Below are 21,748 nucleotides of genomic sequence, written 5' to 3'. Positions count from 1 at the left end.
CCCACGTCAGCCGGCGCACGGGTCCTGGTAGGGAACACCGGGCAGGTAACGCTCCCATTCGGCTTCCGTGATGGGAGATCCTGCGGTGCGGCACAATCGATCAACGACGCTGTCGGGGTCGATTCCCCACAAGCGAACGGTCTTGTCCGACCCACTGCCCGCGATCATGTCACTCTCGCCGGCGAACTGAGCGTCGTTGACGCGACCTGGATAGGCGGACAGTGTCGCAAATCGTGTTGACCGCGAGGGGGTCTCGATGTCCCAGAGCCACACGGTTCCGTCGCCGACACCGGCAGCGAGCCGATCACCGGCGCGGTTGAACGAGATCGAATAGATTGCGCCCTCGGGGCCGACAAGACGAGCGAGTTCCTCGGGTGCCGACGGAGTGCGTACGTCCCACACGGCGACACCGTGATCCGCGCTTCCGGCGGCCAACAGAGTTCCGTCGGCACTGAAAGACACTGCTAGTGCGTAACTTTGGAACCCGCCCACCGTTGCCGCCACCCTGGGCGACGCTGGGTTCGACACATCCCACAGATCAACGTCATTCTTGGCGTTCGCGATCGCCAGTATGTCGGCACCCGGTTGAAATGCCATCATCTGCGGGTAAGAGCCGACATCGGTCAACGACAACAGTTTCGGGGCCGACGGATCGGCGACATCGACCAAGGCCACACTGTTGTCGTCCTGCGAGGACACTGCCAGCAGATCTCCGCCCGGATTCAGGGCGACAACCGCCACGATGCCCTTCACGTACACAGCGGGTTCGCTGTAGATCCGTGGCGACGCCGGATCACTCAGGTCCCAAAGATAGGCACCGCCACCGCCGGTGCCGCTCACAGCCAGGTTCCCGTCTGCCGATACCGCCGATGCTCCGCTGAAAGTGTCGGCCCCTTGCGGTTTCAACTCCGGCATCATCGCGGGGCGATCGAGATCCTCGGTGTTCCACGCCAACATCGCGCCACCCCTGGCGCCGACGCCGGCCACCAGACGCGAGCCGTCCGCGGCAAAGGGACTGGTGAAGATCGTGTCCCGAGCTCCCGCCCAGACCGGACCCGGTAGAGCCCACACGCGAGTCACACCGTTGAGTCCCCCGGTGACCAGGTTGCGGCCGTCGTCGCTGAAGTCGACGGTGGTCACCGCCCCACTGTCCGGAAGTGTTTCGATCAACGCCCCGGTTCGCGGGTCCCACACGCGTACGGAGTTGTCGGAACTTCCTGCAGCAAGTCGTGTTCCGTCTTTGCCGTAGTTGAGTTCGTTGACGTAACTGGAGAATCCCGTCAGTGCCGGCAGGGGAGCCGGGCGCGCCGGATCGCTCATGTCCCACCGAACCACCTCCCTGCCAGTGGTTCCCGCCGCAAGCTCACGTCCGTCCGGACTGAAGGCGACGCCGAGGTAGTGAACGGTAGTGCCGTTGGGCTCGGTCGCGAAGATCGGCGCCGATTCCTCACCCCACTTCGCGACATCCCACACACGCAGTGTCGCTTGACGCCCGCCCGCCACGAGGAACCGTCCGTCGGGGCTGAACGTCGCGGTGACGATGCCGTCAGCTGGGTGCGGAAGAGCTGGCAAAGCAACGGCATTCGTGGAGCTGTCGATGTTCCATCGCAGGACGTCGGGCGTCGAGGTACCGGCGACCAATTTGGTTCCGTCGGGGCTGAACTCCATGTCCTGCACTACGCGTTCACCGTCGACGGGCAGTGTTCCACGTACCGGATTTTTCGGATCCGACACGTCCCAGAGTGCAGCGCCGCCGGCACCACCAGCGGCAAGCAGCCGGCCGTCCGGACTGTAGGCGACAGCAAAGAGAGCCGTGCCCTCCGCGACTCCGAGGAACTCCGCCTGCGGAACGGCTGAGGCCACTCCGTCCACCATCGGATACAGTCTGACCTTTCCGTCCGAACTGCCTACCGCCACAACAGTTCCGGCTGGGTTGATCCGGGCCTTCATCGCGCCGGGTGGTCCGATGATGCGGGTAGCCGAATGAACGCCGGACGCATCCAGCAATGCCGAGCGGGCTTCGGTCGTCTCGTTGACCGCAAATGCCGCCAGAGCAAGCTGCGACGCCAGCGACGGATCCCGCTCACGCATCCTGATCGACTCGGTGGCTACCTGACGCGACATCGCCTCGTCGCGCGCGGTATCTGCTTGGACGCGTTGACGATTCGCGCCGATACCGGCGACGGTGGCGACCACCGCCAACACGAGAGCGATCACCGACGCAGCTGCCAACGCGGTCACGAGTCGTCTCAGCACGCGCGTGCGTCGGCGATCGGCAAATTCCTGCTGATCACGATGCTCGATACTCGCGGCGAGGTACGCGCGCTCGGTGGCGTTGAGGTCGGCGGAGCGGGTCTGGCTCGGTTCGAGTGGGAGCCCGAGTTCGCCCGAACGCAGCCATTCTTCCGTCAGGTGAAGACGGGCGGGTCCGAGCAGTGCGCCCGGGTCGCGTCCACTGTCCTCCCACACCTGCGCCGCGTACGTGAACCGGCGATGCACCGCCAGACCGGCACGGTCCGAGTCGATCCAATCGCGGAGCCGACTCCACGCGGACAGCAACACCTCGTGCGAAACCTCGACGGTCTCCTCGTCGACGGTGAGAAGTCGCCGCAAGGCGAACCGGTCGATGACGGTGTTCACGTCGTCGACGTCGTCCCCGAGGAAGAGTTCGGTGCGCGGTGCGCGCCGACGCGTCTGCGTCACTTCGTCGACGTTGACCAAGCGCAGGAAGATCCTGCGCGCCAACTGCTGCTGCCGCTCCGTCAGCTCGCCGTACACTTCCTCGGCGCTCTGCTGGACGGCTCCGGCGATCCCGTCGGTGGCGTAATAGTCCGAGACGGTCAGCGTTTTACGCGTCGACCGTTGCCAGGTCCCCAACAGTGCGTGTGACAGCAAGGGCAAAGCGCCGGGGTCGCTGGCCGTGCGCGAGCCGCGTGGTGTCAGCTCGCCGACCAGAACCTGAACCAATTCGCTCTGCACGGTCATCCCGGCCTTGACCGCCGGCTCGACGATCACCTCGCGCAACTGCTCTTCGGTCAGCGGCCCGACCACCATCGGCGAGTCGTCGAGCAGTGGCACCAAAAGCGGTTCCTTCGCCGCGAGCCCGTAGAAGTCGGCACGCATGCCGATGACGACAATGGTGTTCTCACCGAGTTCCGCGAGAGTCTGCAGTATTTCCTCGCGACGATCACCGTCGCATTGCGTCCACAGTTCCTCGAACTGGTCGAGGATCAAGACTGTTGGTTCGCCTGAAATCGACGGGATTCCTCCCGTACCCGGCTGCAGGATTTCCACGCGCCAGCCGTCGAACCGTGGATCGTCCCCGGCGATCTTGGGGGCGAGCCCGGCCCGCAGCAACGACGACTTACCCGAGCCGGAAGCACCGATCACCATGAACTGACGGCGCCCGTCACCCTGTATCGCCGACGCCACCCGTTCCGCCAAGTTGGCAGTGAGTTCGTCTCGACCGAAGAACCACTCGGCGTCCTCCTGCCGGAACGATTCGAGACCTCGATACGGAACGGTGGCGTCGCCGCGTCGTCTGGCCGTCAGTTGTCTCACTCGTTGCACCGCACTGATCCAGAGCTGCCGCTCATCCTCTGAATCGACACCACAAGCCTCGAGGAGCGCGAAAAACATCGGTGTACTCGCCGGCGTCGGCAGGTGTTGGCCGGCAAACCATCCGCTGACGGTTCCGTGCAAACCGCCCGACCGCTCGACGGCGTCACGGACCGTCAGTCCGGCTGCATTCCGCAGCGCAGTGAGCGCCTCAGCAAACTGCCCACGCGACTCGATTTGGGCGGGATCGACCTGATTGTGCGTACCGGCTTCCGCCTTCGAGTTCATAGCGACGCACTCTATCGGAGCAGGTAGGGGATTTGTCTGGTGTATGGACTCTGTATCGAGAGAGTTGCGACGGTTCCGCTGAGACACCTCCGTCGAAATACTCGATCTCAGTCGCGCCCGAAGTCAGCAGCCCTTCTGCAAATACGGCAGTCGACGCCCATTCCCTCCGTCGAAAGGCGCTACTCGCATGTCTGCAATCGGCATTTCTTCGAAGATCGAGGCAAACGTGTCCCGAGTCGGCAACCCCAAGCACGGCAAGCACAAGCCGAAGCTGAGCGTCCGCGAGATCGAAGTCCTTCTTGCCTGGCTTCGTTCGGATTCCAAGTCCGAGGTCGCCGAGACACTCGGCCTACGCGTCAGCACCGTGAACACACACATCACTCGGATCCGCACGAAGTACAGCGACGTCGGGCGGCCCGCACCCACGAAGGCAGCGTTGTTCGCCCGCGCGGTCCAGGACGGGTACACCACCCTCGACGAGTGGTGAACTCAGACCGTGACGGGTTCCGGTTCCTTCGCCTTGGACGGCTTCAGCCAACCGGGTAGCCAGGCAGGCTGTTTGTCCGGCGCCTGATCGAGAACGCCGCCCGCCGGATCGTCGATGAACCCGTATCGCACGAGGTCTTCCGACGGCCGGTAAATCTGCCGCAGCACCAGCGCGCACAGAACCAGCACCGCGATGTCCCGGATCACGACGGTTCCGGTGAACCACTGCTCCGGCAGACCCTTGTTGGACACCCCGAGGTAATACATCATTCGTGGAACCCAGACCAGGGCGTCGATGGTCATCCACGCAAGCAACAGCCTGCGGTGCGGCAACGCCAACACGGCCAGCGGCACCAGCCACAGCGAATACTGCGGGCTCCACACCTTGTTGGTGATCAGGAAGCCCGCGACGAGCAGGAAGCACAATTGCGCTACGCGCGGACGACGCTGCGCCGTCAGGGCGACGTAGCCGACACCGATGCAGACGGCGACAAACAGTAGCAGAGAGACGGCGTTGAGATTCGACGGCGACTCACCTTGCGCGAGGGGACCGTCGAGGCCCTTCCACGACGTGAACGACGCGATCACGTTGTAGAGGGAATCCGGATCAGCCCCGCGCTCGGAGTTGAGACGGAAGAACTCGTACCAACCGTGGGGGTACAGCGCGGCGATCGGCAGGTTCACCGCAAGCCAGGCCGCGACGGCGCTGAGCGCGGTCACCAGCCAGTCCCGCGTCTTGCCCGCACGCAGACACAAGACGAAAAGCGGTCCGAGTAGGAGCAGCGGGTAGAGCTTCGCGGCGCCGCCGAGGCCGAGCAGAATTCCCGCGAGTACCGGACGCTTGCGTGCCCACGCCAACAACCCGCCGGCCGCGAACGCCGTCGCCAGCGGATCGAAGTTCGTGAACACGTGCACGATCACCAACGGGGAACAGGCGATCAGCGCGCCGTCCCACACTCGTCGTCCGGCCAGCAGGGTGCTCGCCCACACAGTGACCAGCCACGCCAACGCCAACCCGAATGCGACGACGTTGAAATAGAGCGCCACCTGAATCGCGCCCGGCAGCCAGGTGATCGAATCCCACGCCTTGGCGACTTTCATTGCGCCGTACTGATAGAGCCCCGAGATGACCGGATACTCCATGTACCGCATCTGGATCGAACCGTCGCCGCGCACTTCTTCCCACGACGTCTTGTACGGGAATGCTCCCTGATCGAGGCGTTCGGCTCCGTACAGCGGAACGGTGTCGGAGTAACACATCGCCACGTACTGACGGCTGCCGCTCCAGTCGAGGCCGACCTGCCCGCTCTCGCCGACCGGCGACTGCTGAATACAACCGGCCTTCGCGAACCAGCCGAAAGCCAAGAACACCACGGCGAGCAGGAGGATCACTCGCATCGGTGTGAAGAAGCGGGTGCGTCCGATCAGTGCGTGACGACCTACCGGACCGCCGACGGTTCCCGACAGCGCAGACACCAACGCGTCGTTGCGACTGGGAACGTCCCGCCAATCCGCCGAACGAAGATCTTCGGCCAGCGGAGCGGGGGAGGTCGGTTCGGCATCATCAGCATTCGCGGCCACTCCGCGAGGTTACCGTCTTTCGAACCGACCACCCTCCAACTACTGGCCGGGGCTCACACCTGCCGGTTCTTCCTCGGTGGTCTCGCCTGCCCCTGGTACCTGCGGCGTGGTTGTCGTCGGCCGGGAGATGCCAGGAATCGGGATGGTGATGCCCGGCAGAACCTCGACCTGCGTCGTCGTCACCACAGGCGGCGGAGTGGTTTCCGTCGTCGTCGGTGTGGTGGTCGGCGGCGCCGACGTCTTGGGCGGTGCGGGAGCCGTGTACTCCGGAACACCACCGGCTTGGCCGTTGATCTTGCCCGGCGTCGGGAACTTCTCGTTGTCGGTGCCGTCGAGGGCGCCGTCCATCGTGTCCTTCCAGATGTCCGAAGGCAGACCCGAGCCGTAGATCATCGCGCCACCGGAATTGGTGATCGCTTCACCGTCGGGCGTTCCGACCCAGACCGCGGTCGAGAGTGACGGCGTGTAGCCGACCATCCACGCGTCCTTGTTGGCTCCGGTGTCACCGAGCTGCGCGGTGCCTGTCTTCGACGCCGACAGACGTCCGCCGGCCAGGTTGTGACCGCGTGAGTACGCCGCGATCGGCTGCATCGCAGCCGTCACGTTGTCCGCCACGGCAGCGTCGATGCGGTCCTCACCCGCGGGTGCGCCGCGGTCCAGCAGCACGGTGCCGTCGGCCGCGACGACCTTCTGCACGAAGTGCGGTGCGTGATACGTGCCGGACGCGGCGAGCGTCGCGTACGACGACGCCATGTCGAGCACGCGGGCCTGGTACTGGCCGAGCACGATGCCGTTGTTGGGACCGGAACCGTCAGCCTCGGTGAGCGACGGGCCGACGCCCGGGATGTCCTTCGGAATGCCTGCCTTGTGAGCGATGTCCGCGATTTCCTGCGGGCCGTTGCCATCGAGGCTGAGCATCTGGCGGTAGAAGCTGGTGTTCAGCGAACGCTTGAGTGCTTCGGCGATGGTGCAGGTGCCGCAGCTTTCACCTTCGACGTTGCCGATGGAGATGCCGTTGACGGTCAGCGGCGAGCTGTCGTACATCTGCGAGAGCGGAATTCCCTGATCCAGGGCGGCTGCGAGACCGAACACCTTGAACGAGGAACCGGTCTGCAGTCCGGCATTCGCGAAGTCGTATCCCGCGCCGTCCTCACCGCCGTAGTACGCCTTGACCGCTCCGGTCTTCGGATCGACCGAGACCACTGCGGTGCGCAGGTTCTCCGGCTCACCCTTCATGTTGGAACGCGCTGCCTCGACCGCTGCGGCCTGCGCCTGCGGGTCGATGGTCGTGGTGATCTGCAGACCCTCGGTGTTGAGCAACTGCTCGCTGATTCCGGCGTCGCCGATCTCCTTGAGCACCTGACGCTTGATCAGGCCCTCGGGTCCGGTCGAGCCCTGGCTGCTGTTGTCGACCTGGGCGAGCGGGATGTAACCGGGGTACTGCATCGGCGTGCGCGCAGCCTGATCCAGCGTGCCTGCAGACACCATGCCGTCGAGCACGTAGTCCCAACGAGACTTCGCACCGGTGGGGTTGGTTTCGGGATCGAGGAGCGACGGAAGCTGAATCGACGACGCCAGGACGGCGCCTTCCTCGATGGACAGCTGGTCGACGGGCTTGCCGAAGTAAGCCTTGGAAGCTGCGCCGATGCCGTAGGCACCACGACCGAAGTAGATGGTGTTGAGGTACGCGGCGAGGATGTCGTCCTTGGACCATTCGTTTGCCATCTTCGAGGAAAGAACGAGTTCCTTCATCTTTCGCGTCAGCGAACGCTCCGAGCCGACCAGCGCCTTCTTCACGTACTGCTGCGTGATGGTCGAGCCACCACCCGCGCTGTCGCGACCGAGAACGTTGTCTCGGGCTGCGCGTGCGAAACCGGAGATCGAGAAGCCGGGGTTCGAGTAGAAGTCGCGGTCTTCCGCGGCCAGAACGGCGTTACGAACGTGCATCGGCACCTGATCGAGCGAGACCTCGACGCGGTTACCGTCGGGCGGGACGACGGTGCTGATCACCGTGGTCCCGTCGGCGGCAAAGACCGTCGCCACCTGGTTGGTCTTGAGGTCACCGGGCTTGGGGACGTCCTGCACGATGTACGCGGCCATGAAGGCAAGAACGGGCAGAACAAGACCGAGCGCCACCAAGACGTAGGCCGAGCGGCGAACTGTGCGCCACTTGGACTTCTTCTTCACGGTGCTCTTTCTTCCCTTCGGGGGTTGTCCGTCATTGCCACCGCCACCGGAGCCACCTGTCGGCGGCTTCGTCGGAGGAGGTCCGACCGGCGGGCGGGTGCCCGCGTTGGTACGAGTGGTCGCTGCTGCTGCTGCGACGCGCTGGGTCGGTTCGTTTCCCTGAGCGCCAGCGGCGCGATCCCGTCCCGCGCGATCCTGTGGCGGCGGGCCGGAAGGTCGCCCCTGCGACGGACGACCCTGCGGCGGGGGTCCGGCGGGACGGCCCTGAGGAGGCGGGCCGGAAGGTCGGCCTTGCGGCGGACGACCCTGCGGCGGGGGTCCCATCGGGCGACCTTGCGGCGGACGACCCTGAGGGGGTGGGCCCATCGGAGGCCGACCCTGGGGCGGCGGACCCTGCGGTGGTGGACCCATGGGACGTCCCTGCGGCGGACGACCCTGAGGAGGTCCGGCGGGGCGGTTGGGACCGACGGGACGGCCACCCGGGTTGTTGCCTCCCGGGTTGTTGTTGCTGGGGGAACTCACGAATCAAATCTCCAGTGGTCACGGACCGATCACGTGCAGACTTCGATCGGGCCCTTCTTCGGGTGTGGCGTTACTCGCTGGCGGTGCGCCGGCTTGGTGGGCGTGCTCGCCGCGGTCGCGGCGGCGCAGGTACTGCGCCGAGCACATAGGACTGCACCAAGTGGTTCCAACTGCAGGTACGGCACACCTCTACAACGTGCACCGTGAACTCCTCTGCTGTTTCCGCAAGCCGAGCGAGCTCGTCCGAGGTTCGAGCGGATCCCGAAACTTGGCCGAGCTTGTCGCCGAACACCCAGGACACGAGCGTCAACTGTTCCTTGCGGCAGATGGGGCAGACGACGTCGCTGCCCCGGCCGTGGAACTTCGCGGCTCTGAGTAGGTACGGATCGGCGTCACACACTTGCTTGACGTCGGTCCTACCCGCAGACACTTCGGCCAGCACAGACCGACGCGCGAGCGCGTAGTCCACAACTTGCCGCTGTATCCGCACCTGACCAGCGTACGTGCGTCCGCGCCGCGACGGACGGTTCGGGAGGGTCACGATGAACACATTTCGGGGGCCGGGGGCATGTCGACCAGCCATTACGATCACTTCCTGTGAAGTCTTCCCGTTCTCCGATGACGCGTGCTCGTGATCTCGATCGCGTCGAAACGTGCAATGTATTGGAAGCTGCATACGCCGAAGGGCAGTTGAGCGCGGAGGACTACTTCGAACGGACCGAGAAGGCGAAGTCCGCGAAGACCCTGCTCGAGCTCGCGCGCCTGGTCAACGATCTGCAGGTGCCGAAGATCGAGACCAGAACGGCGCCTCGCACGTCGACGACACGCAAGGCCGGGTACCTCGGCGCTGCTGCTCTGATCGTCGTCGGGGCGATCGCCGCAGTGGCGTGGAGTCGGTCACCGTTGACACCCTCGGAAGACATCACAGCCAGTTATGCCAGCACTACTTCCCTCGCTCCGCCCTTGCCGACCACCACCCCGGTGCCGGAGCCCACCGTCGAACCGATCCTGATCGCACACATCGACACGTTGACGCCGGAAGGAATCGGATCATTCATCGAGAGGTATCGAGAAGAGTTCGGCGACATGTTCGTCGACAGCGCGAGCTTCCACGAGAAGCATTCTTCGGTCCAACGCGCAGCACCCGGTGCACCGGCTCAGACCCAGCGCATCAGCTTCTGGGGTGGATTCCAGATCGAGCCGAACAACACCCCTCGCAGAAGCGATCAGCCGACGTTCGACCTCGGCTCCATCGAGATCGACAAACTCACGCCGTTCATGGAAAACATCGGCGAATTCATCAAAGTGCCGGACGCGACGATCACCGCCGTGATCCTCAACGCGAACTACGGTGTCCCGGAGATCGCGATCTATGCGGAGAACGGACTCGGTCACCAAGGACGCATCGAAGTCACCCCGTGGGGCGAGATCTCTCGTTCCTACCCGTACGGGAGCTAGGGTGAGCCGGTGAGTGGGTCCCCGACTACTACCTCTACGCGCACCCGCGCGCGCGACGTCGACCGTTCCGACACCTGCGCCGTTCTCGACTCCGCCCTGTCCGACGGACAGATCACGGTCGACGAGCATGCGAACCGAACGGCATCGGCCATGACCGCGACCACCCTCGGCCAGCTCGATCTGCTGGTCCGCGATCTGCAGAAAGCGACGCTGCGTAACGCCGTCGCCAAAGTTCGTCGTATCGACAAGATCTGGTACCTCGCGGCCGCTTCGGTTGTCTTCGCGGGCATGATCGGGTTCCTCACCTTGTCCGCCGACGATTCACCCCCACCGCCTCCACCGGCTGCAGCCGAACCGGTCGGACCGCTTGCCCCCATTGTGAGTTCGACGCTGAACACGGTCACTGCAAGCGGGATCGGGGAATTCATCACCAGATACAGCGCCAAGTACGGCACGACGATGATCGATTCCGCCAACTTCTACGACGGCCATGCAAGCGTCACTCGCGCCGCCGCTGTCTCGCCGAATCTGGAGGAGGACATCGACTTTCGTGGAGGCTTCACACCAGGCGACAGCACGTCGACCCGGGCGGCCAGCACGACTACCTTCGACCTCGCCTCGGTCGACATCGACAAACTCGCCGGATACCTGGCCGGAGCGTCCGCCAATCTCAACGTCCCCGACGCCAAGGTCTCACACATCAGCATGAGTTCGTCGGGCCAAGATCCACGTATTTCCATCTACGTGGACAACGAACTCGGCGCGAGCGGCTCGATGGAGCTGACCCCGGATGGCCGCCCGATCCGCTTGTCTCCCTTCACTCCTCGATAGGCCTCGGACATGCCGAACGATCTGACCCGGACCACCCGTGCTCGCGACGCCGACCGCGAGGCCACCTGCGCAGTGCTGGACTCCGCCTTCGCCGACGGGCAACTCACCGCGGCCGAGCATGACGAATTGACCGAACTCGCCGCGGTTGCAGTCACTCTCGGCGATCTCGAAGAATTGACGTTCGATCTGCAGACCGAGGCGTCCCTACCCGTCCTTCGGAAAGAACCTTCGCTGGACACGCGTTGGATCGCCGTTGTGATCATCGCTCTGTCACTGGTCTCGGCTATCGGTTTCGGAATCAAATACGCCGCGTCCGACGTCACGATCTTCTCCAGCCCCGAGCCACAGTTGCACACCGTCGACGGCCTGGGGGCGATGTTCCGTGCCATCGAAACGGAGTACGGCAGCGGACTGGTAGACGAGATGACCATCTACCCCACTTATGCACGGGTTACGCGCGCCGATCCTGCCGCGCCGCGCAAGAGCCTGGACAGCTACTACCGAGGCGACCTCGAGGACACGACTTCAGGTGGATCGCGCGAACCCGGCGTGGCACAGATCGATGTCACACAGCTCGATCCTCGCATCGTGATCGCCCTGCTCGACGGCGCCGGAACAACGACGTCGGTGCAAAATCCGACCACTCGATACGTCTCGGTCGACAGCACCGAAAATGTTCCGACCATCCAGATTCACGTCGGCAACGACCTCGACGAGAGCGGGCACCTGACCGCTGCCCTCGACGGCGAAATCATGTCGATTTACCCGTTCAAGCCCTGATCTAGCCGTGACACCTTGGTACACGTATCGGGCCGCAGTGTGGTTTTATATATCGGCGCGATATAGTTGGTTATCGCATCAAGCGGTTAGGTTCAACGACTCGGGAGGTTTGTCAGTTGCTCGAACTCGCAATCCTCGGGCTGCTCCTCGAGTCACCGATGCACGGATACGAGCTGCGTAAGCGGCTCACTGGTCTGCTCGGCGCATTCCGCGCGTTCTCGTACGGATCGCTGTACCCGGCACTGCGGCGCATGCAAGCCGACGGATTGATCTCGGAAGACGTCGACACTGCCACCGGCACTCTCAAGCGTCGGGCGCGTCGCGTCTACCAGCTCACTCCGGAAGGTCGGCAACGGTTCACCGAACTGGTCGCCGACACCGGGCCGCAGAACTACACCGACGACGGTTTCGGCGTTCACCTCGCCTTCTTCAGCCGCACCCCCGCAGAAGCGCGGATGCGGATTCTCGAAGGCAGGCGACGTCAGGTCGAGGAGCGCCGCGAGGGGCTCCGCGAGGCCGTCGGTCGGGCCAGCGGATCGCTGGACCGCTATACCCGTCAGCTCCATCAGCTCGGACTCGAATCGAGTGAACGCGAAGTGCGTTGGCTCAACGAATTGATCGCAGCCGAGCAATCGACAACAGGAACATCCCGGAAAGAAGGAGAACCCGACCATGGGTGAGAACAGCACCGCGGTGCGCGTAGCCATTGTGGGCGTGGGTAACTGCGCCTCGTCCCTGGTTCAGGGCGTCCACTACTACAAGGATGCCGACGAGACCCAGACGGTCCCCGGCCTCATGCACGTCAAGTTCGGTAAGTACCACGTCCGCGACGTGCAGTTCGTCGCTGCGTTCGACGTCGACGCCAAGAAGGTCGGCTTCGACCTCTCCGAGGCGATCCTCGCGAGCGAGAACAACACCATCAAGATCGCCGACGTTCCGCCCCTGGACGTTCCCGTTCAGCGTGGCCCGACCCTCGACGGCATCGGCAAGTACTACGCCGAGACCATCGAGCTGTCCGACGCCGAGCCCGTCGACGTCGTCAAGGCACTCAAGGACGCTCAGGTCGACGTCCTCGTCTCCTACCTGCCCGTCGGTTCCGACGACGCTGACAAGTTCTACGCACAGTGCGCGATCGACGCAGGCGTGGCATTCGTCAACGCTCTGCCCGTCTTCATCGCTTCCGACCCGGAGTGGGCTGCCAAGTTCAAGGACGCCGGCGTCCCGATCGTCGGTGACGACATCAAGAGCCAGGTCGGCGCCACCATCACCCACCGCGTGATGGCGAAGCTGTTCGAAGACCGCGGCGTCGTGCTGGATCGCACCTACCAGCTCAACGTCGGTGGAAACATGGACTTCAAGAACATGCTCGAGCGTGATCGCCTGGAGTCGAAGAAGGTTTCCAAGACCCAGGCCGTGACGTCCAACCTGACCGGCGCACTTGCCGGCAAGGTTCACGACCGCAACGTCCACATCGGTCCCTCGGACTACGTGGAGTGGCTCGACGACCGCAAGTGGGCATACGTCCGCCTCGAAGGCCGCGCCTTCGGTGACGCTCCCCTGAACCTGGAGTACAAGCTCGAGGTCTGGGATTCGCCCAACTCTGCCGGCATCATCATCGACGCCGTCCGCGCAGCCAAGATCGCCAAGGACCGCGGCATCGGTGGACCGGTTTACCCGGCTTCCGCTTACCTGATGAAGTCCCCGCCGGTCCAGATGGCCGACGACAAGGCTCGCATCGAGCTCGAGGCTTTCATCATCGGCGCTGACGAAGCGTAGGTCTACGCCGGGCCGACGAAGCTTATTTAGGCTCACGCTGATTCGGGGTCTTGCGCCAACGGCGCAAGGCCCCGATTCTGTTATCCGCAGGGTGTTTCCGCATCCGCGCGGGTAATCACGCCTGCGGCTGCTGAATCGCCGCGCGGGTCCGTGTGCCGATCAGCGTGGAATGATGGACATCAGAACCATCACACGGATCGAGGACCCCATGTCGATTACGTCGCTACCAGTGCTCGATCTGTCGCTGGCGCAGAATCCCGACACCGCCGAGCAGTTCCGCACGCAACTCCGCGAGGCCACCCACGAGGTCGGATTCTTCTATCTTGTCGGCCACGGAATTCCCGACGACCTGCAGCGACGCCTCCTCGACGTCGCCCGCGAGTTCTTCGCGCTTCCGACTGCCGAGAAGCTCGCGATCGAGAACGTCCGCAGCCCGCACTTCCGTGGATACACCAGGCTCGGCGGTGAACTGACCGAAGGCAAGCAGGACTGGCGCGAGCAGATCGACATCGGCGCCGAACAGCCCGCCGCCGAGCGCACCGACACCTCACCGGCCTGGGAGATCCTTCAGGGGCCGAACCAGTGGCCCGACGCACTTCCCGAACTCCGCGACGTCATCACCGAGTGGAACGACACGCTCACCTCGATCGCATTGAGCCTCTTGCGCGAATGGGCGGTAGCGCTGGGGCAGGACGCAAACATCTTCGACGACGCGTTCGCTCACGATCCGTCGATACTCATCAAAGTGGTTCGTTACCCCGGACGCCCGGAAGGTGCCGGCTCCCAGGGCGTCGGCGGGCACAAGGACGCGGGCGTGCTGACTCTGCTCTATGTCGAACCAGGCAAGGGTGGTCTGCAGGTCGAGCACGACGGCGACTGGATCGACGCACCGCCGATCGACGGGGCGCTGGTGGTCAACATCGGCGAACTGCTCGAGGTGGCAACCGGTGGCTACCTGAAAGCGACTGTGCACCGCGTAGTTTCACCCGAAGGCGACGGTGAACGTATCTCGGTGCCGTTCTTCTTCAACCCGAACTATGCGGCACAGATCCCGGAGTTCGACCTACCGCCCGAACTCGCGGCGCGCGCCACCGGCGTCACCGTGGACGCGAACAATCCGATCCACGATTCCTACGGGGCGAACGCCCTCAAGAGTCGACTGCGCGCGCACCCCGATGTCGCGGCCCGCTGGTGGCCGGACATCGTTGCGGCACAAAGCGCTACCTGAAGCTGACCTACAGGTCCATCGCAACTTTCCACGCCGTGTGCATCGCACCTTCGATGTAGTCGACGTTCACCGCGTCACCAACCACATGCACGTCCGAGACGACGCCGATCAGAGCGTCGGCCAGTGGCGCCTGCGCCGACACACCCGACGCGACGACAACCATGTCGGCCGGAGCTGTCAATGTCTGCTCACCGGAACGGAATTCGACGTGCTCCTTGGTGATTCGCTGCACCGTTGAATTGCGGTGAATGTTCACACCGACGTGCTTGGCGTGACGCACAGCCGTCCAGCGGCGCGGCATCGCCATCGGAATGCCCAACTGCTGGCCTTCTTCGATCAGCGTCACAGTGCGACCGCGCTCGGCCAGGAACTCCGCAAGCTCGAGTCCGACAAGCGAACCACCGATCACCACGACGTCCTTGCCCATGGGCAGGAACTTGCGGGTCACAGCTCGGATCGCCGCGGGGCTCTTGGTGATACCGGACAGCTTGCCCAACTTGGCCATCGTCCGCAGGAACGGCGGTACCTGTGAGACGTCGCCGGCGCCGGTCATCAAGGCGCGCAACGAGTCACCGGTGTGTACGTGCGGGAGTTCGCCGCCCGGAACACTCGGCCGCTCACGGACTGCACCCGTAGCCACGACTACGGTGTCGGGGTTCAGTGCCCGGATCGAGGCGACCGAGGCTTCGGTCTTCAGTCGAACATCGACACCGAGACGCTCGATTTCCACTTTCAACCAGCTGAGCAGACGCCCGTTGTCCGGGGTAGTGAGGCTCGAGAACCACAGGGTGCCGCCGAGTCGATCGGACTTGTCCAACACCGTGACTCGGTGCCCACGTTCAGCTGCCACGCGGGCCGTCTCGAGACCGCCGGGGCCCGCGCCGACCACAACAACGTGCTTCGGAGTGCTGGTGCGAACGAAGGGGAGCAGTGCCTCGTTGCCCAGGGCGGGGTTGACAGCGCACAGCGGGGTCTCGTCCCAGAAGTTCTCCTGCACGCACACGTAGCAATTGATGCAAGGCCGAACGCGCTCGGGTGCACCGTCTTTGAGTTTGTTCACCAACTGTGGGTCTGCCAGCAGCTGACGGCCCATTGCGGCAAAGTCAGTGCGACCTTCCGCGATCATCTTCTCGCCGACCTCGGGGAGCATACGTCCGACGGTGATCACGGGAATCGAGATCGCCTTCTTGATTCGAGTTGCATTGTCGGTGTAGTAGCCGACCTTGTCGGGCAGGGGGCCGTCGGTGAAGTTGGCAAAAGCATTCAGCGCGGTACCGGTGACATGGATGGCGTCGGCGCCGGCCTGTTCGAACATCTTCGCGGCCGCAGCGGCCTCGCCGACCGTCAGCCCGTCGGTTTCCCCATACTCTTGACCGGCCAGACGCACGATGACGGCAAGCGAACCGCCGACCTCCTCCTTGACCGCCCGAATGACCTCGCAAGCCAGGCGAGCACGGTTCTCCATGGAACCTCCGTACTCGTCGCTGCGCTGATTCGTGTACCGACTCAGGAACGCTCCGAGGACGTAGTTGTGGGCACAGTGAATCTCGACGGCGTCGCCGCCCGCGGCCTTCACCCGTCCGGCAGCCTCGGCGAACATGCGGACCAGCCAATCAAGATCTTCCTTGGTGGCCTCGTGGTAGGTCGCCCTCTTGCCCTCGTTGATGGCAGCCATCTTGCCCAGTTCTTCGGGCGTGCAATCGGCCATCGCGCTCATGTCACCCGGCGGCTTCGGCGTGGACGGGACCAACTGCGGTCGGCCGTCGAGGGTATCGATGCGCGCCACCTTGCCGTGGTGTGTCATCTGCACGCAGAGCTTGCTGCCCGCGTCGTGCACCGCGTCGGCCAATGCTTTGAGTCCGGGGATGAACCGGTCTTCCGATAGCCCCGGTTCCTTGCGACTGGTGCAACCCAGCGGATACGCAACAGCGCAGCAACCGGTGATGATCAGACCCGTTCCACCTGCCGCGCGCGCCACGAAATGGTCGATATCGCCCTTTTCGATTTCCCCGTCTTCACACAGATTCATGTCCATGGCAGGGAGAACGACGCGATTGGGCACCGTCATCGGGCCGATAGTGCCTGGTGCGAGCAGGTGCGGAAAGGTCTGGCTTCGGATCGTCACGAGTGGACGCTAGAACTCGACGACACCCGTCCGTTGTCGCACTCCCGATCAACGAGACTTCACGCGCTGTGACGTGCGAGGCACTCGGCTATCACCGCGAGCGCATATTCGAGGTCCGCGGATTCCACTCGCCCGTACCCGATGACCAATCCGCCGGGGTCTACGTGCGTTCGGGTGGACTCGACCAGAGTTGGCACTTCGACGCCGTGTTCGAGTGCCTCGCGAGCAACGACCTCTGCCAAATCTGCGTCGAGCATGAGCGTCGTATGCATGCCGGCGCCGAGTCCGCGCAGTTCACCGAACGATGACAGTGCTTCCTCGACCGCCCGATCACGCTCCCGGTACCTGCGCCGGGCGGTACGTACCGCTCGATCCCATTCGCCGTCACGGAGTAGGGACAGGAGTGCATGCTGCAGCGGTATCGAGGGGAAGTCGCCGATTCGTTTGCGGTATGTCGCAATGCGCTCGACCAACTCGAGGGGAGCGACCAACCAGCCCAGTCGAATTCCCGCGCCGAGCGTCTTGGCAACCGTGCCGAGATACACCACCCGGTCCGGAGCCAACTGCGCAAGCGCAGGCAAAGGTGCTACGTCGTAGCGGAATTCGGAGTCGTAGTCGTCTTCGAACAGGACAACATCGCGGGTTCGAGCGAAGTCGATCAACTGATTGCGACGACGGACGGGAAGCAACCCTCCGGTCGGATACTGGTGGGACGGTGTCACATACACGCCACGAACGTCCTCCGGTGCCGATTCGAGTTGGTCCACACAGAGACCGTGCGCATCAACCGGCACGTCCAGTAACGACCATCCGCATGCCGTTGCGGCCGAGGATGCGTAACGATATCCAGGATCTTCCATCGCCAGGACTGCACCACTGGTGCGTAACGCCGACAGGGCCAGGCCGAGGCCGTGGGTGGCACCCGAGGTGATCAGGATTCGCTCGGGTTCGACCGACATACCTCGGGCCCTCGCCAGCAATTGCGATAGTGCCGAGCGTAATTCGTAGTCACCCGCGGGATCGGGATCCTCGAATGGTGGTGGCGTGGCCCCGACGTCTCGCCACGCTCGACGCCAGGCTGCCGACGCGCGCGGCGGCGTCCACGGCACACCGGGTCGAAGCCGCACCCTGGGCAACACTTTCTCGGCGGGCTTCGCGGTCGTAGTCGTGGGAGTGACCACGGGGGAGGGTGCCTCGGCAACGAAGGTGCCCGAACCGTGGACAGCGACCAGCCATCCCTCTGCGATCAACTGCTCATACGCCCGTTCCACGATGCCCCGCGCCACTGCGAGCTCTGACGCCAGCTTCCGGGAGCTGGGTAACCGCAGACCGACCGCCGCCTGACCACTGCGGATGTCAGCTCTGAGGTGGTCGGCGACCTGGACCGGAAGCGCCCGCCGATCCGTCCGGTCGAGGACTACGGCTACCGCCGAGGGAAGAAGCATCAGAACCTTTCTGAAGTGGCCTATCGAAGTCTCCACTGATTGGATCATGACTTGAAGCCACTTTGCCAGCAGCATTGTCTGCATGACAGATTCCGTTGTTCTCGCCGTCCCAGCAGTTATTGCACCGCTGTCCCCGACAGCACGTACGACGCACAAGCGAGCCCGCCACCACGGTGTCGCGGAACGAGCAGCCCTCGTCGACGTATTGCAGTCCGCGAAGCTGTGCCATATGGGCGTGACCGTCGGCGGAGTTCCCATGGTGTTTCCCACCGCCTACGGGTTCGACCTCGACGGCCCCGACCGCGGTGGGTCTATCTATGTTCACGGTTCAGTGGCTTCACGGAGCTTGGCTCCCGACAGCGAAATCTGCATCACCATCACGATCCTCGACGGACTCGTGTTGGCTCGGTCGGGCTTTCATCATTCGATGAACTACCGCAGCGGAATCATCGTCGGATCACCTCGAGTCGTGACCGACGGCGACGAGCGAGTGAAGGCGCTAAATCTGATCGTCGACCAGGTGGTTCCCGGTCGTTCCCAGCATCTTCGGGATCACACGCGCAAGGAAATGGCGGCTACTGTGGTTCTTGCACTGCCGTTGTACGAGGCTTCCGTCAAGGCCCGCGCCGGCGGGCCCGGTGACGATGCCGCCGACATCGGTGTCGAAACCGTTTGGGCTGGAGTAGTTCCTGCATCCACGCTCTTCGGTGAACCAATTCCGTCTGACGATCTCGAATCCAACGTCGAGCTACCGGAACATATCTCGACGATGGTCTGATCCCACTCGCGAGTCCGACAACACACGTCGAGCACCGGGGCATGGTGATGCCCCGGTGCTCGCGTCTGCAGTTTGTGCCCGTTCAGGCGGCTGTAGGTGGACTGTTCCCGCCGATCGGCTGTTGATACGGATCGATCGACATCGGTGGATAGAACACTGTTTTTCGGTCGGGGCCGATCTCGACCCGCCATTCGGTGTGGTGCATCGTCCGATGATGATGACCGCACAACAAGATCAGATTGTCGAGATCTGTTGGGCCACCATCGTTCCAGTGAACAATATGATGAGCATCGCACCACCCCGACGGAGTCCCGCACCCCGGAAACGCGCACCCACCATCACGGACGGCCAACGCCCGCCGCTGGGGTACCGTCGCGGTTCGCACTTCCTTACCGCAGTCGAGCGGAACACCATTCTCATCCAACAGAATCCGGGTGACCGTGCAGTCGCAGGCCAACATCCGGGCGGTGTCGATGCTGATCGGACCTACCCAATCCGCCCACGCGAACCCCAGTTCCTGAGTCGACGGCAGTAGATCCTTCAAAGCCTGCATATCGGTCATGTCTTTCGCCGACGCAGTCACCGTGATGTGCGGTTTCACCCCACCCTCGATCGGACCCAACCCCGCCCGCTCATACCGCCGCAACAACTCGCAAAACCCGTCCGCCCGCCGCAACGCCGGAGTACGCGTGTCCTTCACGCCATCCTTCTCCGGCGTCGGCGCCGACAAACTCGACAACAACGTGATCAAACGGGCCCCGTTGACCGCATCCAAATCACCCTTTACCGACACCCGCCCGTACAAACCTTTCGAGGCATAGAACTCGTTACGCTCCGAATCCTCACCCACAGGGACGCCGTCCTCACGCTTGCCGTACTGCTTCTCGATCCGCCGGATCGCCGCCCGCACCGCATCACAATCAGCGATGTTCTTCGACGCCAGGTCGAGCAGGATCCCGCGGGCCTCGTCGACATCGGCCGGGGTCATGTTCTTGGGTGGATGCTGACAAAACGACGCCACCTGACGGGCCTTCAACGCATCCACATCCCCGCGATGGAATGCATCGGCGACAACAGGTTCGAGCAGAAGCAACCGAGCCAAGCTGACCAGAAGACTGCACTCACCGATCTCCAGATTCGTCGAACCATGCAACCACTGCGCGATCGCCCGAAAACCCTTCCCGACCAAAGTCTCCCGGGAAAACATCTCCACGATCAACAACACCATCCGCGACTGCAACTCGTGCCGGACACGCACCAGATCCAGAACCTCACCCTTGAGGTCCTCACCATCCAGCTGCCATGCTTCCCGACTGTCCATGCAGCAATCGTATTCGAACACAGTTTCGAATACAAGAGGTGGAGAAACGAAACTAGCTGCTAATCAACAACTTTCGCATTCCAGGCGAAACGGGCAGGTTCTTGGGTCGCGGGAGTAGCCTCGACTCGGCCGCCCATGAAGGGCCGGACAAGATCCAAGGGCAAGGGGAAGACAACGGTGGAGTTGTTCTCACTACCGATCTCGTGAAGCGTCTGCAGGTAACGCAGTTGCAGGGTGGTCGGATTGCGGCTGATCACTTCTGCCGCTTCGGCCAGCTTGGCCGAAGCCTGAAACTCCGCGTCGGCGTTGATGATCTTGGCTCGCCGTTCGCGTTCGGCCTCTGCTTGCCGGGCGATGGCGCGCTGCATGTTGGCTGGAATCTCGACGTCCTTGATCTCCACGGTGGTGACTTTGACTCCCCACGGTTCGGTTTGCTGGTCGATGACCTTCTGCAAGTCCTCGTTGAGGCGTTCACGTTCGGAGAGCAGCGAGTCCAGCTCTGCCTTGCCGAGAATCGAGCGCAGTGTGGTCTGGGCGATCTGTGAGGTGGCGGCCAGAAAGTCCTCGACCTCGACTATCGAACGGTCCGCGTCGACAACCCGGAAGTACGTGACGGCGGTGACCTTCACCGGTACGTTGTCGCGGGTGATCACTTCTTGGACCGGGATTTTCAGCGTTACCGTTCGCAGACTGACCCGCTCCATGCGATCAATGGCCGGAACCAGAATCACCAGGCCCGGGCCTTTCAAAGTGATCAGTCGACCGAGGCGGAACACCACCGCGCGCTCGTACTCACGCAGGACCCTCACCGACATGCCCGCGAGCACTGCGGCCAACACGACAAGTACGGACAACACAACAAGCACGGTGGTCATAGCGGCAACTCCCACGGTTCACGACGACGCACTTTCAGAGTCAGGCCTCGAACCTGCTCCACGACGACGGATTCGCCTACGGCAGGTGCAGAATCGTCGAACCCGAATTCCATTCGAGCACTCCATAATCCGCCGTCCAGCTCGACCTGACCCTGCGCGCCGGTCCAACTGCGGACCGTCGCATCGGAGCCGACAAGCGACTCGGTCCCGGTACGCACGGGCGCGCGGCGCGCGGTTAGTGCTTTTCGGCTCGCTACCGCCACTACGCCCAGGCCGACCACCGCAACCCCCGCCGTCACCGGGATCGCGATCGATTGGCCGATACCGTCGGACGTGAAGAGCATCCAGACGCCCGCACCGATCAGAAGAGCTCCCAGCGCACCGAGCACCCCCGCGGTTGGGGCATGCGCCTCGACCACGATCAACAGGACACCCACCAGCAGGGCAACGACACCGATCGTCGTCATCACTCGTCTCCATGCTCGCGAGGACGCGGTCACGTCGCGTAG

Annotated in this window: 17 protein-coding genes; 8 read left to right on the top strand and 9 right to left on the bottom strand. The window is 63.7% G+C overall.

What is annotated here, in order from left to right; translation table 11 throughout:
• Positions 1-6 precede the first annotated feature (6 nt).
• Entirely contained in the window at positions 7-3,846 is a 3,840-nt protein-coding gene (locus ACFWEM_RS00500) for a helix-turn-helix domain-containing protein (RefSeq protein WP_378530129.1), read from the bottom strand.
• A gap of 187 nt (positions 3,847-4,033) precedes the next feature.
• Here ACFWEM_RS00500 and ACFWEM_RS00495 point away from each other — a divergent pair, with 187 nt between their 5' ends.
• Positions 4,034-4,333 (top strand): helix-turn-helix transcriptional regulator, encoded by a 300-nt coding sequence (locus ACFWEM_RS00495; RefSeq protein WP_378448469.1) that lies wholly within the window; start codon positions 4,034-4,036, stop codon positions 4,331-4,333.
• 2 nt (positions 4,334-4,335) lie between these two features.
• Here the strand turns inward: ACFWEM_RS00495 and ACFWEM_RS00490 are convergent, their stop codons facing one another.
• From ACFWEM_RS00490 to ACFWEM_RS00480, 3 genes are all read right to left on the bottom strand, one after another.
• Positions 4,336-5,913, bottom strand: a complete 1,578-nt coding sequence (locus ACFWEM_RS00490; protein ID WP_378530127.1) for a glycosyltransferase family 87 protein — start codon at positions 5,911-5,913, stop codon at positions 4,336-4,338.
• Between the two features lie 39 nt (positions 5,914-5,952).
• Positions 5,953-8,100, bottom strand: a complete 2,148-nt coding sequence (locus ACFWEM_RS00485; protein WP_378532690.1) for a transglycosylase domain-containing protein — start codon at positions 8,098-8,100, stop codon at positions 5,953-5,955.
• A gap of 592 nt (positions 8,101-8,692) precedes the next feature.
• A complete protein-coding gene (locus ACFWEM_RS00480) occupies positions 8,693-9,112 on the bottom strand; it encodes a DUF5318 family protein (RefSeq protein ID WP_042448217.1) in 420 nt (139 codons plus the stop codon).
• A 128-nt stretch (positions 9,113-9,240) separates the two neighbouring features.
• Here ACFWEM_RS00480 and ACFWEM_RS00475 point away from each other — a divergent pair, with 128 nt between their 5' ends.
• The 6 genes from ACFWEM_RS00475 (at position 9,241) to ACFWEM_RS00450 (ending at position 14,695) form a co-directional block, all read left to right on the top strand.
• Positions 9,241-10,080, top strand: coding sequence for a DUF1707 domain-containing protein (locus tag ACFWEM_RS00475; RefSeq protein ID WP_378530125.1), 840 nt, complete (start codon positions 9,241-9,243; stop codon positions 10,078-10,080).
• A gap of 9 nt (positions 10,081-10,089) precedes the next feature.
• On the top strand, positions 10,090-10,911 hold the full coding sequence (locus tag ACFWEM_RS00470) for a DUF1707 domain-containing protein (protein WP_378530123.1): 822 nt from the start codon (positions 10,090-10,092) through the stop codon (positions 10,909-10,911).
• Between the two features lie 9 nt (positions 10,912-10,920).
• Entirely contained in the window at positions 10,921-11,691 is a 771-nt protein-coding gene (locus ACFWEM_RS00465) for a DUF1707 domain-containing protein (RefSeq protein WP_378530121.1), read from the top strand.
• Between the two features lie 116 nt (positions 11,692-11,807).
• A complete protein-coding gene (locus ACFWEM_RS00460) occupies positions 11,808-12,371 on the top strand; it encodes a PadR family transcriptional regulator (protein ID WP_003946014.1) in 564 nt (187 codons plus the stop codon).
• Positions 12,364-13,467 carry an inositol-3-phosphate synthase gene (locus tag ACFWEM_RS00455; protein WP_003945979.1) on the top strand — a complete coding sequence of 368 codons (1,104 nt, stop codon included), beginning with the start codon at positions 12,364-12,366 and terminating at the stop codon, positions 13,465-13,467. Before ACFWEM_RS00460 ends, ACFWEM_RS00455 begins: the two co-directional genes overlap by 8 nt.
• 169 nt (positions 13,468-13,636) lie before the next feature.
• Entirely contained in the window at positions 13,637-14,695 is a 1,059-nt protein-coding gene (locus tag ACFWEM_RS00450; RefSeq protein WP_378530119.1) for an isopenicillin N synthase family dioxygenase, read from the top strand.
• A gap of 7 nt (positions 14,696-14,702) precedes the next feature.
• Here the strand turns inward: ACFWEM_RS00450 and ACFWEM_RS00445 are convergent, their stop codons facing one another.
• Positions 14,703-16,820 carry an FAD-dependent oxidoreductase gene (locus ACFWEM_RS00445; protein ID WP_378530118.1) on the bottom strand — a complete coding sequence of 706 codons (2,118 nt, stop codon included), beginning with the start codon at positions 16,818-16,820 and terminating at the stop codon, positions 14,703-14,705.
• A gap of 59 nt (positions 16,821-16,879) precedes the next feature.
• A complete protein-coding gene (locus ACFWEM_RS00440) occupies positions 16,880-18,265 on the bottom strand; it encodes a PLP-dependent aminotransferase family protein (protein WP_378530116.1) in 1,386 nt (461 codons plus the stop codon).
• Between the two features lie 82 nt (positions 18,266-18,347).
• On the opposite strand from ACFWEM_RS00440, the gene ACFWEM_RS00435 reads away from it, so the two are divergent.
• Complete coding sequence (locus ACFWEM_RS00435; RefSeq protein WP_378530114.1) at positions 18,348-19,043, top strand: pyridoxamine 5'-phosphate oxidase family protein; 696 nt, start codon at positions 18,348-18,350, stop codon at positions 19,041-19,043.
• Between the two features lie 82 nt (positions 19,044-19,125).
• On the opposite strand, the gene ACFWEM_RS00430 is transcribed toward ACFWEM_RS00435, so the two are convergent.
• Genes ACFWEM_RS00430 through ACFWEM_RS00420 form a run of 3 tightly spaced genes read right to left on the bottom strand, consistent with a single transcriptional unit; the run spans position 19,126 to position 21,706 of the window.
• Entirely contained in the window at positions 19,126-20,364 is a 1,239-nt protein-coding gene (locus ACFWEM_RS00430) for a DUF222 domain-containing protein (protein WP_378530112.1), read from the bottom strand.
• Between the two features lie 59 nt (positions 20,365-20,423).
• Positions 20,424-21,239, bottom strand: a complete 816-nt coding sequence (locus ACFWEM_RS00425; RefSeq protein ID WP_378530110.1) for a slipin family protein — start codon at positions 21,237-21,239, stop codon at positions 20,424-20,426.
• The gene (locus ACFWEM_RS00420; protein ID WP_378532689.1) at positions 21,236-21,706 is read right to left on the bottom strand and encodes an NfeD family protein; all 471 of its coding nucleotides are present in this window, start codon (positions 21,704-21,706) and stop codon (positions 21,236-21,238) included. Before ACFWEM_RS00420 ends, ACFWEM_RS00425 begins: the two co-directional genes overlap by 4 nt.
• Positions 21,707-21,748 lie beyond the last annotated feature (42 nt).

Source organism: Rhodococcus sp. NPDC060176, from assembly GCF_042728675.1.
Classification (GTDB): domain Bacteria; phylum Actinomycetota; class Actinomycetes; order Mycobacteriales; family Mycobacteriaceae; genus Rhodococcus_F.
Note: the sequence above shows the minus strand (reverse complement) of the source record. Positions and strands in the feature narration are given on the sequence as shown.

What these genes read in the sequence shown, in the direction of transcription:
- ACFWEM_RS00500 (WP_378530129.1), bottom strand. Translation starts at nt 3,846, where the DNA reads ATGAACTCGAAGGCGGAAGCCGGTACGCACAATCAGGTCGATCCCGCC.
- ACFWEM_RS00495 (WP_378448469.1), top strand. Translation starts at nt 4,034, where the DNA reads ATGTCTGCAATCGGCATTTCTTCGAAGATCGAGGCAAACGTGTCCCGA.
- ACFWEM_RS00475 (WP_378530125.1), top strand. Translation starts at nt 9,241, where the DNA reads ATGACGCGTGCTCGTGATCTCGATCGCGTCGAAACGTGCAATGTATTG.
- ACFWEM_RS00465 (WP_378530121.1), top strand. Translation starts at nt 10,921, where the DNA reads ATGCCGAACGATCTGACCCGGACCACCCGTGCTCGCGACGCCGACCGC.
- ACFWEM_RS00455 (WP_003945979.1), top strand. Translation starts at nt 12,364, where the DNA reads ATGGGTGAGAACAGCACCGCGGTGCGCGTAGCCATTGTGGGCGTGGGT.
- ACFWEM_RS00450 (WP_378530119.1), top strand. Translation starts at nt 13,637, where the DNA reads ATGATGGACATCAGAACCATCACACGGATCGAGGACCCCATGTCGATT.
- ACFWEM_RS00440 (WP_378530116.1), bottom strand. Translation starts at nt 18,265, where the DNA reads ATGCTTCTTCCCTCGGCGGTAGCCGTAGTCCTCGACCGGACGGATCGG.
- ACFWEM_RS00435 (WP_378530114.1), top strand. Translation starts at nt 18,348, where the DNA reads ATGACAGATTCCGTTGTTCTCGCCGTCCCAGCAGTTATTGCACCGCTG.
- ACFWEM_RS00430 (WP_378530112.1), bottom strand. Translation starts at nt 20,364, where the DNA reads ATGGACAGTCGGGAAGCATGGCAGCTGGATGGTGAGGACCTCAAGGGT.
- ACFWEM_RS00425 (WP_378530110.1), bottom strand. Translation starts at nt 21,239, where the DNA reads ATGACCACCGTGCTTGTTGTGTTGTCCGTACTTGTCGTGTTGGCCGCA.
- ACFWEM_RS00420 (WP_378532689.1), bottom strand. Translation starts at nt 21,706, where the DNA reads ATGACGACGATCGGTGTCGTTGCCCTGCTGGTGGGTGTCCTGTTGATC.